The organism is Rhizobium sp. ARZ01 (assembly GCF_014851675.1).
GTDB lineage: Bacteria > Pseudomonadota > Alphaproteobacteria > Rhizobiales > Rhizobiaceae > Mycoplana.
In genome coordinates, this window is the sequence record NZ_JACVAE010000003.1 from 390154 (window position 1) to 406638 (window position 16485).

Consider the following 16485-nt stretch of genomic DNA (forward strand, 5'->3'; position numbering starts at 1 on the left):
GGCAACCGCCTCACGGCAAAACTGGCAAAGCTTCGATGGAGAGTCAAACGCCTTATCGCCGCTCCCGCGTATGCTGCAGTCCCAAGCGGGGCGGATAAAAGTTATGTTGCGCAGCATTTTCTCACTGCAACGCACAATTAGATTGTCATACCATTATTTTTGCGGATACTCGCAGTCGACCGGAGAGCGGTTGGAATGCGGGGATGAGGAGACCCAGATGGCCAAGAATGACGGTCAGATCACGATCAAGAAATATGCAAACAGGCGGCTCTACAATACGGGAACGAGCACCTATGTGACGCTCGACGATCTCGCGGTGATGGTGAAGAAGGGGGAGAACTTCATCGTCCAGGACGCGAAATCCGGAGAGGACATCACCCACACGGTGCTGACACAGATCATCTTCGAACAGGAATCCAAGACCGGCAATACGCTTCTGCCGATCTCCTTCCTGCGCCAGCTCATAGGTTTCTACGGCGACCAGATGCAGATGGTGGTGCCGAGCTACCTCGAGCACTCGATGCAGGCCTTTACCGAGCAGCAAGTGCAGATGCGCGAGCAGATCAACAAGGCTTTCGGCGACACGCCGATCGGCAAGAACCTGCAGATGCCGATGCAGCTGGTGGAAGAGCAGGTCCGCCGCAACACCGAGATGTTCCAAAAGGCGATGCAGATGTTTTCGCCCTTCGTAAGCGCGCCGCCACCGAAGGAAACGAAGAAGGCCGAAGCCAAGGACATCGACGAACTGAAGGAGCAGCTTCGCGCGCTACAGTCGAAGCTGGACAATCTGAGCTAGGCTGACGAGCGGAAACTGGACTGTGGCCGGAGGAAACTGGCTGTTCCCGAATTCGCCTGGGTGCCCGCATTGAGGGCCCAGCGGCAAAAGAAAAGGGCCGGACAATGCCGGCCCACATTTCTCGCTATCCGGAAGCGCTTATGCGCTTTCCTTCGGCGTCAGAACCTGGCGACCGCGGTACATGCCGGTCTTCAGGTCGATGTGGTGCGGACGGCGCAGTTCGCCGGAGTTCTTGTCTTCGATGTAGCTCGGAGCCTTCAGGGCGTCGGCGGAGCGGCGCATGCCGCGCTTGGACGGGCTCGTTTTTCTTTTCGGTACAGCCATTTCACTACTCCACTGAACGGGCAAACACGTCCCAGGCCACCCAAAATGGCCGAAAAAGACATGCATCTATCTCGGAAATTTGGCGGGCTTATACATGGCAAAAACCCGCTTGACCAGTCCCCGCAAGGATTTTTTCGCTTTGTGCCGAAAGCCGTCACCGGATCTTGCCGGCTGCGCCGGCGCCGCCTCGCGACAAACAAGGGCGCTCGCTCCCAGGTGATCTGTCAGGCTTCGTCTTCCGGCACGATCCATGTCTCGGCCAATGCGGCCGCTTCCCACTTCTTCCAGGCAGGGTGAGCCATAACGCGGTCCATGTAGGCAAGCGAACCGTGGTCGGTGGTCAACTTGTAGGCATGGAAGCGATTGACGACTGGGGCATACATCGCATCCGCCGCCGAAAAGGCGCCGCACAGAAAGGGGCCTTCCCAGCGCTGTAGCGCATCGCGCCAGATCGCCTCGATCCGCGCGACGTCATCCGCAACGCCTTCCGGCAGATCGATTGCGCGCTGCGGCCGGCGAATGTTCATCGGGCAGGCGTTGCGAAGCGCGCGGAAGCCGGCGAGCATTTCCATCGAGACGGAGCGGGCCTGGGCGCGGGCTTCGCGATCTGTCGGCCAGATGCCGGCATCGGGGTAGAGCTCGGCGATATACTCGATGATCGCCAGCGACTCCCAGACCCGCACCTTGCCGTGGTGCAGCACAGGCACCCGGCCGGTGGGCGAGAGCTCCTTGAAGGCAGGATTGCCGGCGGCGAAGTCGAAGGGGATCACACGATCGGAGAAGGGGATGCCGGCCGCCTCCATCGCAATCCAGGGGCGGAAGGACCAGGAAGAGTAGTTCTTGTTGCCAATATAGAGAACGAGGTCGGACATAGGGGCTCCCTGCAGGTTCGTTGCTCCGAACCTAGAACCGCCTGCCGTTCAGCGCCAATGAAAAGGTATGAACTCAATCATAAAGGCATCTGATGTATTCGCCGGAGCGGCTGGCGCGGCGCTCGATCACGGTGGCGAGCCGCTTCAGGCCGCGCCCGGGCTTGCCGGCGTTGCGATCGATCGGGTTGGGGAGCGAAACCGCAAGCAGCGCCGCCTGCCGCCGTGACAGCTTTTTGGCGGACACGTTGAATTGGTGCTGGGCGGCCGCCTCGATCCCGTAAATGCCCGGGCCCCATTCGGCGATGTTGAGGTAAATCTCCATCAGCCGGCGCTTGCTCCAGACGAGATCAGCGGCAACAGCAAGCGGCAGCTCCAGCCCCTTGCGTACAAAGGAGCGCCCATTCCAGAGAAAGAGGTTCTTGACCGTCTGCATCGGGATCGTGCTGGCGCCGCGCGTCGCTGCGCCGTCGAGGGCGTCATTGACGACGCCGCGCATCTGCTTCCAATCGACGCCGCCATGGGCGCAGAACTGGCCGTCCTCCGACATCATCACCGATTGCACGAGAACCGGGGCGATGTCGTCGAAATCCACCCACTGGCGGTCATAGCCGTTCAGCGTAGCGAGGTCGCGCAGCATCAGCGTCGAAACGGGATGGATGAAGCCGAAAGCATAGACAGGAATCAGGAGGTAGGGCAGAGCCAGCAGCGAGATTACCGCGAGCACCGCCTTCCGCCAGCCATGTTTAAGCCGCCGGATCACGCCTCTGTCCTCGCCAGGGCCGGGTTCTGTGGCATCCAGCTGTCTGGCATCCAGTTGCGCCTCGACGCGTGTTTCCGGTGCAATCTCCAAAGGCCAGTGTCGTCCCTCTTGCCGTTCCGGGCTTTCATACCGTCGCGGCGCCCGGTTTGCCAGTGGTTGCAGAGAACTTTGCCGGCGTTTGGCGCCGCTATCCCAACCTTCGCCGTTGCCTATCGTCGCGCCCCATGCCAAAGAGCGGCCATGACCAGCCATTCCGCCCTTTTTCAGCAACGCTTGAAATCGCATGCCGAGGACGTCGAAGCCGCACTCGCGGGCCTGCTTTCGCCGAACCTGCGGGCTGGTGAATCCGCCCGCCCGGAACGGCTGATGGCGGCCATACGGCATGGTGTGCTCAACGGCGGCAAGCGGCTGCGCCCTTTCCTCGTGATCGAGTCCGCGGCACTGCTCGGTGACAGAATTGCCCCCGCAGCTCTGCGGGTCGGGGCGGCGCTCGAGTGCGTGCATTGCTACTCGCTCGTGCATGACGATTTGCCGGCGATGGACGATGACGACCTGCGCCGCGGCCAGCCGACCGTGCATGTCGCCTATGACGAGGCATCGGCAATCCTCGCCGGCGACAGCCTGCTGACGCTCGCATTCGACATCCTCGCTGCGCCGGAAACCGCATTGGCGGACAGGCTCAAGATCGAGCTCGTGCTTTCGCTCGCGCGCGCTGCTGGCATCGGCGGCATGGCGGGCGGGCAGGCGCTGGATCTCGCGGCGGAGAAGACGGCACCCGACGAGGCGGGAATCGTAACGCTGCAGGCGATGAAGACCGGCGCTCTGATCCGCTTCGCCTGCGAGGCGGGCGCGATCATCGCTGATGCCGATGGCGCCACACGCGCCCGGCTCAAACGCTACGGCGAGACGATCGGGCTTGCGTTCCAACTTGCCGACGACCTGCTCGACCTGACGGCGGATTCGGCGACCATGGGCAAGGCGACCGGCAAGGACGCCGCGCGCGGCAAGGGTACGTTGGTCGCGCTCAAGGGGCAGGAATGGGCCGAGAACCGGCTCAACGAACTGGTCGGCGAGGCAGAAGCACTGCTTTCGCCGTTCGGCGAGCGGGCCGGCGTTCTGGTCGAAACCGCCCGTTTCATCGCCAATCGCAGGAGCTGATTGATGAGCAAGTACTGGTCGCCCGTCGTCTCGACGCTGAAGCCCTATGTCGCCGGCGAGCAGCCGCGCATCGCCAATCTCATCAAACTGAATACGAACGAGAACCCCTACGGCCCTTCGCCCAAGGCGATCACGGCGATGCAGGCGGCGGTCGCGGACACCCTGCGGCTTTATCCCGATCCGTCGGCGCTGACTTTACGGGAAACGATCGCGAAGACCTATGACGTGGCGCCGGACGAGGTTTTCGTCGGCAACGGTTCCGACGAGGTGCTTGCACACGCCTTCGCGGCGCTGCTGAAGCACGACAAGCCGCTGCTCTATCCTGACATCACCTACAGCTTCTACCCGACCTATTGCGGCCTGTTCGGCATCGAGGCCGTTGAGGTGCCGCTGAAGGACGACTTCACAATCGATATCGCCGACTACCGGCGCGATTGCGGCGCAATCATCCTACCCAACCCGAACGCTCCGACCGGGATCGGACTGCCGCTTTCAGCGATCGAGACGATCGTCGCCGAGCATCCGGATCAGCCTGTCGTGGTCGACGAGGCCTATATCGATTTCGGCGGCGAGAGCGCGATCCCGCTGACGCGCAAGTACGAGAACCTGCTCGTCATCCATACCCTGTCGAAGTCGCGTTCGCTTGCTGGCCTGCGGGTCGGCTATGCCATCGGCCAGCGGCCGCTGATCGACGCGCTGGAGCGGGTCAAGGACAGTTTCAATTCCTACCCGCTCGACCGCGTGGCGCAGGCCGGCGCGACCGCTGCGATCGAGGATGTCGCCTGGTTCGACGAGACGCGGAAAAAGGTGATGGAATCGCGCGAGCGCGTCACGGGCGCTCTGCGTCAGCGCGGTTTCGAAGTGCTGCCGTCGCAGGCAAACTTCGTCTTCGCCCGCCATCCCGGACATAGCGGCGCGGACATCGCGAAGGGCCTTCGCGAACGCGCCGTTTTGGTGCGCCATTTCGCCAAGCCGCGCATATCGGATTTCCTGCGCATCTCCATCGGCACGCCGGAGGAATGCGACCGGTTGATCGCCGCGCTGGAAGAAATGGTCTGAGGCGAGCTACAGTGTGTTCGCGACGGGAATGATGCGCCAGTGGTGTCGGCTTGCCACTGTCCGGCGCTTCACATCGCGAGGTTTAATGGTTTATGGTCTGCGCGACCGCAGAACGCGCCTGTCTTAGCCGAGGCAATCTCTTGCACGACATTCTTCCCTATCTGCCGCAGTTGACTGTTGGTTGGACGGCCTGCCTGATTGCAACCGCCTCACCAGGGCCGGCCATTCTCGCCATCATCGGCACTTCGATCAGTCAGGGGCGCAGGGCCGGCTTATCGCTGGCCTTCGGTGTGCTGACCGGGTCTTATATCTGGGCAATGCTGACGTCTTCCGGCCTGTCAGCGCTTATCCGTACCTATGGACAAGCAATCATCGTGCTCAAGATCGCAGGCGGCCTATATCTGTTGTGGCTTGCCTGGAATGCCTTCCGCTCAGCGATGCGCAACGGTGCGGCCTATGAATCCAGTCAACAGTCCCTGCCACGATTGTCGCTCCGGCGGCAGTATCTCAAGGGGCTAGGCATCCACCTGACCAACCCGAAGGCGATTTTCTCCTGGATCATGCTGACCTCGCTCGGTATGCCGCCGGGCGCGCCGACCGGCACGATGGCCGTCTTCATCGGCGGCTGCATGGCGATCGGCCTCATCACCTTTCTCGGCTTTGCGTTGATTTTTTCGCTTCCGCCCGTGCACCGCGGCTACCTGAAATCGCGCCGGCTGATCGAAACGCTGATGGCCTGCTTCTTCGCCTTTGCCGGCCTGAAGCTGCTGACGGCGCGGATCTGACTATTCCGCCGCCGCCTGGCCTTGGCCGAAGCGTTTCTCGATGTAGTCGGTGACCAGCGCCTCGAATTCGCCGGCAATGTTGGTGCCGCGCAGCGTCATCGCCTTCTTGCCGTCGATATAGACGGGGGCGATCGGTAGCTCGCCCGTGCCGGGAAGCGAAATGCCGACATCGGCATGCTTGCTCTCCCCCGGACCGTTGACGATGCAGCCCATGACGGCGACCTTCAACGCCTCGACGCCCGGATATTTTTCGCGCCAGACCGGCATGTTCTTTCTGATATCGTCCTGGATCTTCTGGGCGAGCTCTTGGAACACCGTCGAGGTGGTGCGGCCGCAGCCGGGACAGGCGGCAACGACAGGCAGGAACTGGCGGAAGCCCATGACCTGCAGCAGTTCCTGCGCCACCTGCACCTCGCGGGTGCGGTCGCCGCCGGGCTCGGGCGTCAGCGAGATGCGGATCGTGTCGCCGATCCCCTGCTGCAGCAGGATGCCGAGCGAGGCGGAGGAGGCGACGATGCCCTTGGTGCCCATGCCGGCTTCGGTGAGGCCGAGATGCAGGGCGTGGTCGGAGCGGGCCGACAGCATGGCGTAGACGGCGATCAGGTCCTGTACGTTGCTGACCTTGGCCGACAGAATGATCTTGTCGCGTGGCAGCCCGATCTCCTCGGCGAGCTCTGCCGAGAGCAGCGCCGAGGCGCAGATCGCCTCGCGCATCACCTCTTGGGCGGTGAGCGGAAAACCCTTCTCCTGGTTCGCGTCCATCAGCCGGGTCAAAAGCTCCTGGTCGAGCGAACCCCAGTTCACGCCGATACGAACCGGTTTGTCGTGGCGGATCGCCGTTTCGACGATCGCGCCGAACTGGCGGTCCTTCTTGTCCTTGAAGCCGACATTGCCCGGGTTGATGCGGTACTTGGCCAAAGCCTCGGCGCAGGCGGGGTGGTCGGCGAGCAGTTTGTGGCCAATGTAATGGAAGTCCCCGACGAGCGGCACGTCCAGGCCGAGCCGTAGCAGGCGCTCGCGGATTTTCGGTACGGCGGCGGCACTCTCGTCGCGGTCGACGGTGATGCGTACGATCTCGGAGCCGGCCTGATAGAGGGCTGCGACCTGCGCGACCGTCGCATCGATATCGGCGGTATCCGTGTTGGTCATCGATTGAACGACCACGGGCGCCCCGCCGCCGACCGTGACACCACCGACATCGACGCCGACGGAATGGCGGCGCGGCTTGGGATCGAAATCGAAGGAGAAGGACATGGATAGCCTCGTGCTGGCCCGCTCTCGCGCGCTGTCTTACCGGCAATTTGTGACATTCCTGCCGGGACTTTTCGCTTCTCAGGTGGAACAGGAAATGTGGCTTGTCAACTGTCGCAGCCCTATTGACGTGGAGTTGATGGGTGCAGCGATGTATCGTGCGGCCGAAGCAGCCGGAAGCGGGCAGCCCTTTTCGCAGCGAAAGAGCGGCAAATAATCCTTGAGGAGACGGCGATGAAGCTGATCGTGAACGGCACGGAACACGAGGTGGATGTGGAGCCGGACATGCCGCTCCTCTGGGTGCTGCGCGACGAACTCAGCGTCTGCGGACCAAAATTCGGCTGCGGCATCGCCGAGTGCGGCGCCTGCACGGTGTTCATCGACGGCGAGCCGGTGCGTTCCTGCTCGATACCGGCCAGCGAGGTTACGGGGGCCGTCACGACGATCGAGGGGCTGACGCCGGATGGCCGGCTGCATGCAGTGCAGCAGGCCTGGATCGACGAGCAGGTCGCCCAGTGCGGCTATTGCCAGGCAGGCCAGATCATGAGCGCGGTTGCCCTGCTTGAGGCCATCCCCCATCCGACCGACGAAGACATCGACAATGCCATGTCGGGCAATCTCTGTCGCTGCGGCACCTATCCGCGCATCCGTGCAGCGATCAAGCGTGCTGCCAGTGCCACGGCGGGAGCATGAGGATGGGCACCATTGGAAAGATCGCACGCCGCACCTTTCTGATCGGCACCGGCCTCGTCGCCGGCGGCCTTGCCGTTGGCTATTACTGGAGGCCCTATCCCAATCCGCTCGATGGTGAACTGGTCGAGGGGGAGGCAACCTTCAACCCCTATGTGAAGATCGCGCTCGACAACACGATCACGCTGATCGCGCCGCGCGCCGAGATGGGGCAGGGGGTTGCGACGACGCTGGCTGCCCTCGTCGCCGAGGAACTCGACGTCCGCCTCGACCAGGTGCTCGTCGAGCACGGGCCGGCCGGCCATGCCTACGCCAACACGGCGATGCTGGAAGAGGGCGTCCCATTCCCGAGTTTCGACGAATCGACCGTGGCCGAGTTGATGCGCGCCGGCATGGGCGTGCTCGGAAAATTCCTAGGTGTCCAGGGGACCGGTGGATCGACTTCCGTCATCGACGGATACTACAAGATGCGTCAGGCGGGGGCCGCGGCCCGCGAGGTGCTGAAGCTTGCTGCCGCAAAGCGGCTCGACGTCGAGCCCGGTTCGCTCTGGACGGAGGGCGGCGTAGTGACCGATCCGGCCTCCGGCAAGGTCTTCACCTATGGCGAACTGGCGCAGGAGGCGGCCGCGTTTGCGCCTCCGGCCGAGATCCGCCTGCGCGAGAAATCAGAGTGGAAGATCCTCGGCAAGCCGCAGAAGCGCATCGATATGCACGTCAAGGTGACGGGCGCACCGATCTACGGCATCGACGTGCGCCTGCCCGACATGCTCTTTGCGACGCTGCGGATGAACCCCTATCGCGGCGGTGCGATCGTCGGATTCGACGCTGCGGAAGCCGAGAAGATGCCGGGTGTCGTTAAGGTCCTGAAAGTCGAGACGGGTATCGCCAACGGCTTCGCGGTGATCGCCGACAACACCTGGCGGGCGTTCCAGGCCGCGGCCGTGGTCAAGGTGGAGTGGGGCAAGGGCAGCTATCCGCCGGACAGTGACGGCATCCGAAAAGTGCTGGAGGAAGCGCTTGACGGCGGCGACATCAGCTACGGACGCAACGACGGCGACGTCGAAACGGCCTTTGCGGACGCGCCGCGCGAGCGGCTCATCGAGGCCGACTACAGCGTTCCCTATCTGGCGCATGTGACGATGGAGCCGATGAACGCCACCGCGCAGTTGATGGGCGGCCGGCTCGACATCTGGGCGCCGAACCAGACGCCGACGCTGGCGCGCCAGCTGGCTGCCGCAGTCGTCGGCATCGAGACGGAGAACTGCTTCGTCCACACCACCTATCTTGGCGGCGGCTTCGGGCGGCGCGTCGACGTGGACTATGCGATCTATGCCGCGATCGTCGCCAAGGAGGCGGACGGACGACCGGTGCAGGTCACCTGGACACGCGAGGAGGATATCGGGCAGGATATGTATCGTCCCGCGGCCCTCGGCCGGTTCCGCGCCCGGATTGGCGAGGACGGCCTGCCGGTCGCCGTCGACATGCGCATCGCGGCTCCTTCGATCATGGGCAGCATCCTCCCGCGTTACTTTCCACGCCTCTCGCCGATCGGTCCGGACAAGACCATCACCGACGGTTCGGCGAACCAGCCCTACTCGCTCGCGAACTATCGGGTGGGCGGGATCAAGGCACCGGTTTCCATACCGGTCGGCTTCTGGCGCTCGGTCGGCAACTCGTTCAACGGTTTTTTCCACGAGGGCTTCATGGACGAGATCGCAGTGGCCGGAAAGCTTGATCCACTCGAGTTGCGTCGCAGGCTGATGGCCGACTACCCGACGGCCGTGAACGTCATCGACAAGGTCGGCACCATGTCGCGCTGGGGCGAGACGCTGCCGGCGGGCAAGGCCAAGGGTTTTGCCTTCACGCTTTCCTTCGGCACCTGGGTGGCGGAGGTGGTGCAGGTCGCCGATGTCGGCGGCAAGATCCGCATCGAGAAGGTCTGGTGCGCGGCCGATCCCGGGCAGGTGATCGATCCGTCGATCTTCAAGGCACAGATGATGTCGGGTATCGTCTATGGACTGTCCTCGGCAGTCGGCGAGGAGATCACCTTTGCCGACGGCGCCGCGCAGCAATCGAATTTTCACGACTATGGCCCGATGCGCATGGACCAGTGCCCAGAGATCGAGGTGGGGCTGCTGGAAACCGCGCACCGGATGGGCGGTGCCGGCGAACCCGGCACGCCGCCGTCGATTCCGGCGCTTGCCAATGCCGTCTACGCGCTGACTGGAAAGCGCATCCGATCGATGCCGCTATCGAAGGAGGCGGAGTTCGTCTGATCTGTCGCCGCTCTCAGTGCTTCTGTCGCACGTCCGCATGCACTGCATGCTTAGAGAGCAGCAGCACGACGAGCAGCAGCAGCGGCAGCACGGAGAAGACCCAGGCAAAGCTCGTGTGCTCGGCGATGAACCCGATCGACGAGGGGGCGAAGAGGGCGCCGGAGTAGCCCATGACGGTCGTGACGGAAAGTGCAACGCCCTGCGCGAAGCCGGGGAGGTTTCCGGCGGCCGAAAAAGCGATCGGCACCATATTGGAGATGCCGATCCCGCAGATGGCGAAGCCCACCATCGCCACATAGGCGTTGGGCGCAAAGCCGGCGAGCACCATGCCGATGATGGCGAGGACGGTGGAGACGCGCAGAGTCTTCACGGCGCCGAAACGGTCGCGCACATGATCGCCGGCAAATCGCATGACGGCCATCGTCGCCGAGAAGGCGCCGAAGGCGAAGCCGGAGAGTGCCAGCGTGGCGCCGAGTTCGTCGCGCATGTAGAGCGCGCCCCAGTCAAGGATGGATCCTTCCGGGATCATGCTGAAGAGCGCCATGATGCCGATCAGCCAGGGCAACGGTGAAAGCGGCAGGCGGACTTTTTGGCGCGTTTCGGCCGGATGCGATTTGTCGGGCAGAACCGAACTCCAAAGTGCGGCAAGGCCGATCAGGGCGAGCACGGTCAGCAATGCGGCGTGCCCGATTACGCCGATCGTTTCGATCAGGAAGCCGCCGGTCGTTGCGCCCAAAAAAGCGCCGAGACTCCAGAAGGCGTGGCAGGACGACATGATCGCACGCCGCATGGATTTCTCCACCTCGACAGCATTGGCGTTCATGGAGATGTCCATGGCGCCGGTCAGGCCGCCGAAGAGGAAGATTGCGGTCGCACCGGACCAGATGTTCGGCGCAAGCGATAGCAACAACATTGTCGGCAGGAAGATGAGCGTCGACGCCTTGAGCGCCCGCGAAGTGCCGAAGTGGGCAATGAGAACGCCGGCGATAGGCATGAGCACAAGCGAACCGATGCCGAAGCAGACAATCATCAGACCGAGCTGGGATTCGCTTAGGGATAGGCGGCTAGCAAATTCCGGGATCTTCGGAGCCCAGGCACCCATGAAGATTCCGTTCAACAAAAACAGGCCCGATACAGCTGTCCGCGACGCCGGGAAATAGGGTGTTCTTGTTCCGGCGGCGTTGGCCGCAGTTTCTTGGGTGCTCATTTTCAGTTCCTGTCAGTTTCCGCTGCGCCTCGGTAGCGCGGATTCGTATGCACTGTCGGTCAGGGAGCGGTGGCGGCTTTTGGTCTGCCGATCGAGCTTGGTACTGGGCTTTCGGCGTGGGTAATGCGGACGCCGGCGGCGGCGTAGTCCGCAATCTCCTGTTCGTCGGCATCCGCTTCCAGCACGGCCCGGCTCAGGCGGGAAAGTGGCATCACACTATATGGCGCCGCCATCGAGAGTTTGTCGTTGGTGACGGCGGCCAGCACTGCGCGGCTTTGTATCGCCACGCAGCGCTTGAACTCGGCCTCCTCGAAGCTGAAGGCGGTGACGCCGGCATCCGGATGAAGTCCGCAGATGCCAAGTATGTAAAGGTCCGGGCGCAGGACCTCGGCGTCGCGCAGCGACTTCGCCCCGGTGGCAGCGCCGGTCTTCCTGTCGATCGGGCCACCGATCTGGATGATATCTATGCCGGGTCGCTCCAGCAGCGCAGCGGCGATGGCCGGGGCGTTCGTGGCGACGGTCAGGTTCTTGTCGATGGGCAGCACGCGGGCGATCGCCAGGTTGGTGCTGCCGGCATCAAGGAAGAGGGTGGAGCCGGGATCGACCAGCAGCGCCGCGGCGCGGGCGAGCGCTTCCTTGCGATCGACATCGATGCCGATGCGTTCGCTGAAGGACGTTGACGGACCCAGTTGAAGCGCTCCGCCATAAACACGCCGGCACAGCCCGGCGGCAGCCATCTCGCGCAGGTCGCGGCGGATGGTGTCCTCGGACACGCCCAGTTCATCGGCAAGTTCAGCCGCGATGACGCGTCCATGGCGGGCGAGCCGCTCTTGGATGAGTGTTTGCCTTTCACCGAGCAGCAGGTCACTGAGCGACATCGATTTTCCTAAACGTGCATGAATGCGTATAAATATGCATAAATCGGCATACCAATCAAGTCGGGCGTTCCGACAAACAAAAACCCCGCCGAAACTGGCGGGGTCTTGTCTCTTCTCCGGCTGATGATTTCAGCCTTCCGTCCTTACTCGTTGCGGTTTCCGAGGAAGCGCAGCAGGAACAGGAACAGGTTGATGAAGTCGAGGTACAGGGTCAGCGCGCCCATGATCGCCTTGCGACCGGCAACGCCTACTTCGTCGGCTTCAAAGTACATTTCCTTGATCTTCTGGGTGTCCCAGGCGGTCAGGCCGGCGAACACCAGTACGCCGATCGCGGAGATCGCGAAATCGAGCGCGGAGGACTGCAGGAAGAGGTTGACCAGCGAGGCGATGATCAGGCCGAACAGACCCATCACCATGAACGAGCCCATGGCAGAGAGATCCCGCTTCGTGGTGTAGCCGTAAAGCGACAGCGCACCGAAGGCTGCGGCCGAAACGAAGAACGTCTGCGCGATGCTGGCGCCGGTATAGATCAGGAAGATCGAAGACAGCGACAGGCCCATCAGCGCGGCATAGACCCAGAAGGTCATTTGCGCGGCGGAAACGCTCATCGTGTGAATGCGGAAGCTCAGGAAGAACACCAGCCCCAGCGGCGCTAGCATCACGACCCACTTCAGCGGGCTCACATAGATTGCCTGACCGAAAGCGGTCAGTTGACCACCCGAGAATGCAGCCTGCGAGGCGAAGAACGCCACGACGCCGGTGATCGCAAGCCCGAGCGCCATGAGGTTGTACACCTTCAGCATATAGGCGCGAAGACCTTCGTCGATGACGGCGCCGGCCTGCGCGCCGGTCGTCACTCGGGTCTGATAGTTGCGGAAATCAGCCATTTTTTCCTCTCACAAGCCCCGTATGTTTCTACGGTGTCGGGTATCGCATCCAGTCCAACAAGGACCGAGGTGTCTTTCGGACCCTCCCGGCTTTTGTAGCCGGTTCTGGCCCAACAACCCAGGCGCCGCTGCGGGGCTTCAGCATGCCTAACGGCAAATATGAGCACGAAGCGGTCCGGGTACAAGTACCAAGACTGAATCGGCGATCAATTTCGCGCGAGGATAGGTCCACCAAGGTGTCGGAAGATGAGCGCATTTGCCGCTCAAAGCTCCCGCAAAACCGGTGCTGCCTTCTGTCCCAGCACCCGCCAGGTACCAGCCAGTCCGATGCCGACGGTCATGAGGAGTGCTATGACGACGGTCATGATTGCCACATCCGGAAGGAAGATCGATGGAAGCGTCATGATCCGGCTGACGACGAACCAGGCGGCGACCCCACCGGAGAGAAGTGCGAAGATGGCTGTTGCCACGCCAAGTATCATGTACTCGTAACTGAAGGCGCGAATGAGCGTGCTGCGCGTCGCGCCGAGCGTCTTGAGCACAACCGCATCGTGCGTCCGTGCGCGGTTTCCGGCGGCCAGCGCACCAGCGAGCACGAGTACGGAGGCGATCAATGCGACAGCGGCTGCTGCGCGCACGGCGGCTGCAAGCTGGCCCATCAGTTCATTGACGATTTCGAGCGCGTCCTTCACCCGAACGCTGGTGATCGTCGGAAAGGCATTGGTGACGGCGCGCAGCGTCGTTGCTTCCTGTTCCGCCGTCGCCTTGGGGTCGATCATGGTCGCGAGCCAGGCGTGCGGGGCGCCGGCGAATGTATTGGGTGAAAACACCATGACGAAGTTGATCGACAGCGATTCCCACTCGACGTTGCGGAAGTTGGCGATGCGGGCTGTGATGTTGCGGCCAAGCACGTTGACGGTGACGGTGTCGCCGATCTTCAGGCCGAGTTCGCCGGCCTCCTCCGCGGAAAACGACACGAGCGGCTCGCCGGAATAGTCGGCCGGCCACCACTCGCCCTCGGCCAGCGCCGAATTCTCCGGCACGTTCTTTGCGTAGGTGATACCACGATCGCCCTGCAGCACCCAGCGGCCTGCCGGCGGCACGTTGCGGCGCGAGACGTCCTCGCCGTTGAAGTCAAGGATGCGGCCGCGCAGCATCGGCACCTCGACGATTTTGCCGTCCGGCATGTTCTCCTTCAATACGGACCGGAAGCCGTCGAGATCGGCGCGCTGGATGTCGATGAAGAAGAAGTTCGGCGCCCGTCCCGGCAGGCTGCCTGTTAGTTCGCGGCGAAGATTGCCGTCGATCAGCATCAGCGTCACGAGCAGCGCCAGTCCGAGCCCCAGTGACAGCACGACCGAAGGTGTCAGTGCGCCCGGACGATGGATGTTGCCGATTGCAAGCCTCAGTGCCGGTGAATTGACGCGTGGCGCGCGGCGGGCGAGCGCAGTCACGAGGTAGGCAACGGCCCGCAATACGACGAAGGCGAAGGCGATCGAGCCGAGGAAGACGAGCGCGATATAGCGGTCGTAGGCCGTCACGACGGCCAGTCCTGCAAGCGCCGCAAGGAATAGGCCGGCGCCGAGGATGTAGGGCCAGGCAGGGAGCCGTCTGCGCTCGAAGCCTTGTTCGCGGAAGAGTGCGGTGGCCGGAACCTCCCGGGCGTGACCGAGGGGAACGATCGCGAAGGCAAGGGCCGTGACGAGCCCGAAGGCGGCCGCCAGCGCGAGTGCTGCTGGATAGAGCGCGATTTCGGACGGAATGGGCAGGACGCCTTCGAGAAAGCGCATTGCGACGAACGGTATGAGCATGCCGAGCACGAGGCCGATCGCAATTCCGATGGCAGCGATGAGGGCAATCTGGATCAGGTAGATGGCCGAAATCAGACTGGCCGGAGCGCCGAGGCACTTGAAGGTTGCGATCACGCCGCGCTTGGAATCGAGATGGGCGCGCACGGCATTGGCAACGCCGACGCCGCCAACGATCAGCGCCGTGAGGCCGACCAGTGTCAGGAATTGCGAGAAGCGGGTGATGTTGTTGGACAGCGCCGGCGTGGCGTTATTGCTTGTGCGGACGGACCAACCCGCAGACGGGAACTCCTTTTCCGACTGCTTGCGGATGCTCGACAGCTTGACTGCGGCGGGGTCTTCGAGGCGGATCTTGTAGTCGTGCTCGACAAGGCTGCCGGTCTGGACCAATCCGGTGGCCGCCAGCCCCTCATCGGACACCATCAACCTCGGTGCCAGCCCGAAGCCGTCAGAAAGGGCATCGGGCTCGCGGTCCAGTGTCCCCGTAATCCGGACCCGAGCGGTTCCAAGCAGGAGCTCGTCGCCGACGCCAATACTGAGCCGCTCCAGGAGGAGGGGTGCTGCCACCGCACCAAATGCATCGCTCTCCTTGGCAAAGAGTTTAACAAGCGGTTGCTGTGGCGTCGTCTCGACCACGCCGTAGAGGGGGTAGGCATCGTCCACGGCCTTGAGTTCCACGAGCGCCTGATCGGATCCGTCGGGCAGGCGCGCCATCGAGCGCAAGCTCGATGAGTGGGAAACCTTGCCGAGTTTGTCGAAATAGGCGCTCTCCTCGGCGGTCGCGAGCCGGTTCCTCAACTGGAAACGCACGTCGGCGGCAAGCAGGGACTGCCCCTGCGCGTCGATCGAGGAACTGATGGAGCTGGAGACCGAATTGACGCCGGCGATTGCCGCGGTTCCAAGCGCGATGCATGCGAGGAAGATATAGAAGCCGCGCAATCCGCCGCGCATCTCGCGCAAGGCAAACCGGACGGCAAGCGAAAGCCGGGCGGTCGGGCTCGTTGCGCCGTTCATGCGGTCACCCGCTTGGTCGGCTGGGAGACGACCGCATCGGTGACGATCTCGCCGGAGCGCATCCGCACTTGCCGCTGACAGCGCGCCGCAAGCGCAGGATCATGGGTCACGAGCACGAGCGTCATGCCGCGTCGGGCCTGCTCTGCAAAGAGAAGATCGGAAACCTGCCTGCCGGTGTCGGCATCGAGGTTACCGGTCGGCTCGTCGGCGATCAGCAGGCGCGGTTGTGGCGCAAGCGCTCGGGCGATAGCCACGCGCTGCTGCTCGCCGCCGGAGAGCTGGCCTGGATAGTGCGACAGGCGTTCGCCAAGCCCGACCGCCTCCAGTTCACGCCGGGCAATGGCGAATGCGTCGCGGACATTCGCAAGCTCCAGCGGGACGGCGACGTTTTCGAGCGCCGTCATGTTGGGAATGAGATGAAAGGACTGGAAGACGATGCCGATGTTGCGGCCGCGGAAATCGGCCACCTGATCCTCGCTCATTCTGTGGAGCGCTGCGCCATTGATATGGATTTCGCCTCGATCCAATCGCTCAAGACCGGCCATAACCATCAGAAGCGTCGACTTGCCGGACCCGGAAGGGCCGACGATGCCGACCGATTCACCGCCACGGATCGACAGATCGATCTGCTTCAGGACATGGACGGAAGCCGCCTCCTTTCCCAGGGTGAGGTCCGCCTTTTTGAGATCGATGATGGTTTCGCCCACGGAAATCTATCCT

Annotated in this window: 16 protein-coding genes; 7 read left to right on the plus strand and 9 right to left on the minus strand. The window is 63.1% G+C overall.

Annotated elements, in window-relative coordinates:
- The first annotated feature begins 217 nt into the window (after nucleotides 1-217).
- On the plus strand, nucleotides 218-796 hold the full coding sequence (gene phaR, locus IB238_RS19140; RefSeq protein WP_192250628.1) for a polyhydroxyalkanoate synthesis repressor PhaR: 579 nt from the start codon (nucleotides 218-220) through the stop codon (nucleotides 794-796).
- A gap of 138 nt (nucleotides 797-934) precedes the next feature.
- On the opposite strand, the gene rpmF is transcribed toward phaR, so the two are convergent.
- The 3 genes from rpmF to mtgA all read right to left on the minus strand — a co-directional run bounded on the left by rpmF (nucleotide 935) and on the right by mtgA (nucleotide 2806).
- Complete coding sequence (gene rpmF, locus IB238_RS19145) at nucleotides 935-1120, minus strand: 50S ribosomal protein L32 (RefSeq protein WP_097137963.1); 186 nt, start codon at nucleotides 1118-1120, stop codon at nucleotides 935-937.
- A 224-nt stretch (nucleotides 1121-1344) separates the two neighbouring features.
- Nucleotides 1345-1992 carry a glutathione S-transferase family protein gene (locus tag IB238_RS19150; RefSeq protein ID WP_192250631.1) on the minus strand — a complete coding sequence of 216 codons (648 nt, stop codon included), beginning with the start codon at nucleotides 1990-1992 and terminating at the stop codon, nucleotides 1345-1347.
- 73 nt (nucleotides 1993-2065) lie between these two features.
- The gene (mtgA, locus tag IB238_RS19155; protein ID WP_192251333.1) at nucleotides 2066-2806 is read right to left on the minus strand and encodes a monofunctional biosynthetic peptidoglycan transglycosylase; all 741 of its coding nucleotides are present in this window, start codon (nucleotides 2804-2806) and stop codon (nucleotides 2066-2068) included.
- Between the two features lie 186 nt (nucleotides 2807-2992).
- Between mtgA and IB238_RS19160 the strand changes: the two genes are divergently transcribed.
- The 3 genes from IB238_RS19160 to IB238_RS19170 all read left to right on the plus strand — a co-directional run bounded on the left by IB238_RS19160 (nucleotide 2993) and on the right by IB238_RS19170 (nucleotide 5754).
- Nucleotides 2993-3910 (plus strand): polyprenyl synthetase family protein, encoded by a 918-nt coding sequence (locus IB238_RS19160; protein WP_192250634.1) that lies wholly within the window; start codon nucleotides 2993-2995, stop codon nucleotides 3908-3910.
- 3 nt (nucleotides 3911-3913) lie between these two features.
- Nucleotides 3914-4969, plus strand: coding sequence for a histidinol-phosphate transaminase (gene hisC / locus IB238_RS19165; RefSeq protein ID WP_192250637.1), 1056 nt, complete (start codon nucleotides 3914-3916; stop codon nucleotides 4967-4969).
- Between the two features lie 140 nt (nucleotides 4970-5109).
- Nucleotides 5110-5754 carry a LysE family translocator gene (locus IB238_RS19170; RefSeq protein WP_192250640.1) on the plus strand — a complete coding sequence of 215 codons (645 nt, stop codon included), beginning with the start codon at nucleotides 5110-5112 and terminating at the stop codon, nucleotides 5752-5754.
- On the opposite strand, the gene ispG is transcribed toward IB238_RS19170, so the two are convergent.
- A complete protein-coding gene (gene ispG, locus IB238_RS19175; protein WP_192250643.1) occupies nucleotides 5755-7008 on the minus strand; it encodes a flavodoxin-dependent (E)-4-hydroxy-3-methylbut-2-enyl-diphosphate synthase in 1254 nt (417 codons plus the stop codon).
- Between ispG and IB238_RS19180 the strand changes: the two genes are divergently transcribed.
- Genes IB238_RS19180 through IB238_RS19190 form a run of 3 tightly spaced genes read left to right on the plus strand, consistent with a single transcriptional unit; the run spans nucleotide 7007 to nucleotide 9971 of the window.
- On the plus strand, nucleotides 7007-7222 hold the full coding sequence (locus tag IB238_RS19180) for a hypothetical protein (RefSeq protein WP_192250646.1): 216 nt from the start codon (nucleotides 7007-7009) through the stop codon (nucleotides 7220-7222). The genes ispG and IB238_RS19180 overlap by 2 nt on opposite strands.
- A gap of 17 nt (nucleotides 7223-7239) precedes the next feature.
- On the plus strand, nucleotides 7240-7698 hold the full coding sequence (locus tag IB238_RS19185; RefSeq protein WP_192250648.1) for a (2Fe-2S)-binding protein: 459 nt from the start codon (nucleotides 7240-7242) through the stop codon (nucleotides 7696-7698).
- A 2-nt stretch (nucleotides 7699-7700) separates the two neighbouring features.
- Nucleotides 7701-9971 carry a molybdopterin cofactor-binding domain-containing protein gene (locus tag IB238_RS19190; RefSeq protein WP_192250651.1) on the plus strand — a complete coding sequence of 757 codons (2271 nt, stop codon included), beginning with the start codon at nucleotides 7701-7703 and terminating at the stop codon, nucleotides 9969-9971.
- Between the two features lie 13 nt (nucleotides 9972-9984).
- Here IB238_RS19190 and IB238_RS19195 read toward each other — a convergent pair whose 3' ends face one another.
- From IB238_RS19195 to IB238_RS19215, 5 genes are all read right to left on the minus strand, one after another.
- Nucleotides 9985-11178: an MFS transporter gene (locus IB238_RS19195; protein WP_192250654.1), complete on the minus strand. Its 1194-nt coding sequence runs from the start codon at nucleotides 11176-11178 to the stop codon at nucleotides 9985-9987.
- Between the two features lie 59 nt (nucleotides 11179-11237).
- On the minus strand, nucleotides 11238-12056 hold the full coding sequence (locus tag IB238_RS19200) for a DeoR/GlpR family DNA-binding transcription regulator (protein ID WP_192250657.1): 819 nt from the start codon (nucleotides 12054-12056) through the stop codon (nucleotides 11238-11240).
- A gap of 143 nt (nucleotides 12057-12199) precedes the next feature.
- The gene (locus IB238_RS19205) at nucleotides 12200-12943 is read right to left on the minus strand and encodes a Bax inhibitor-1/YccA family protein (protein ID WP_192250660.1); all 744 of its coding nucleotides are present in this window, start codon (nucleotides 12941-12943) and stop codon (nucleotides 12200-12202) included.
- A 263-nt stretch (nucleotides 12944-13206) separates the two neighbouring features.
- The gene (locus tag IB238_RS19210; protein WP_192250662.1) at nucleotides 13207-15765 is read right to left on the minus strand and encodes an ABC transporter permease; all 2559 of its coding nucleotides are present in this window, start codon (nucleotides 15763-15765) and stop codon (nucleotides 13207-13209) included.
- Nucleotides 15762-16472 (minus strand): ABC transporter ATP-binding protein, encoded by a 711-nt coding sequence (locus tag IB238_RS19215; RefSeq protein ID WP_192250665.1) that lies wholly within the window; start codon nucleotides 16470-16472, stop codon nucleotides 15762-15764. The genes IB238_RS19210 and IB238_RS19215 overlap by 4 nt, the downstream gene beginning before the upstream one ends.
- Between the last annotated feature and the right edge of the window lie 13 nt (nucleotides 16473-16485).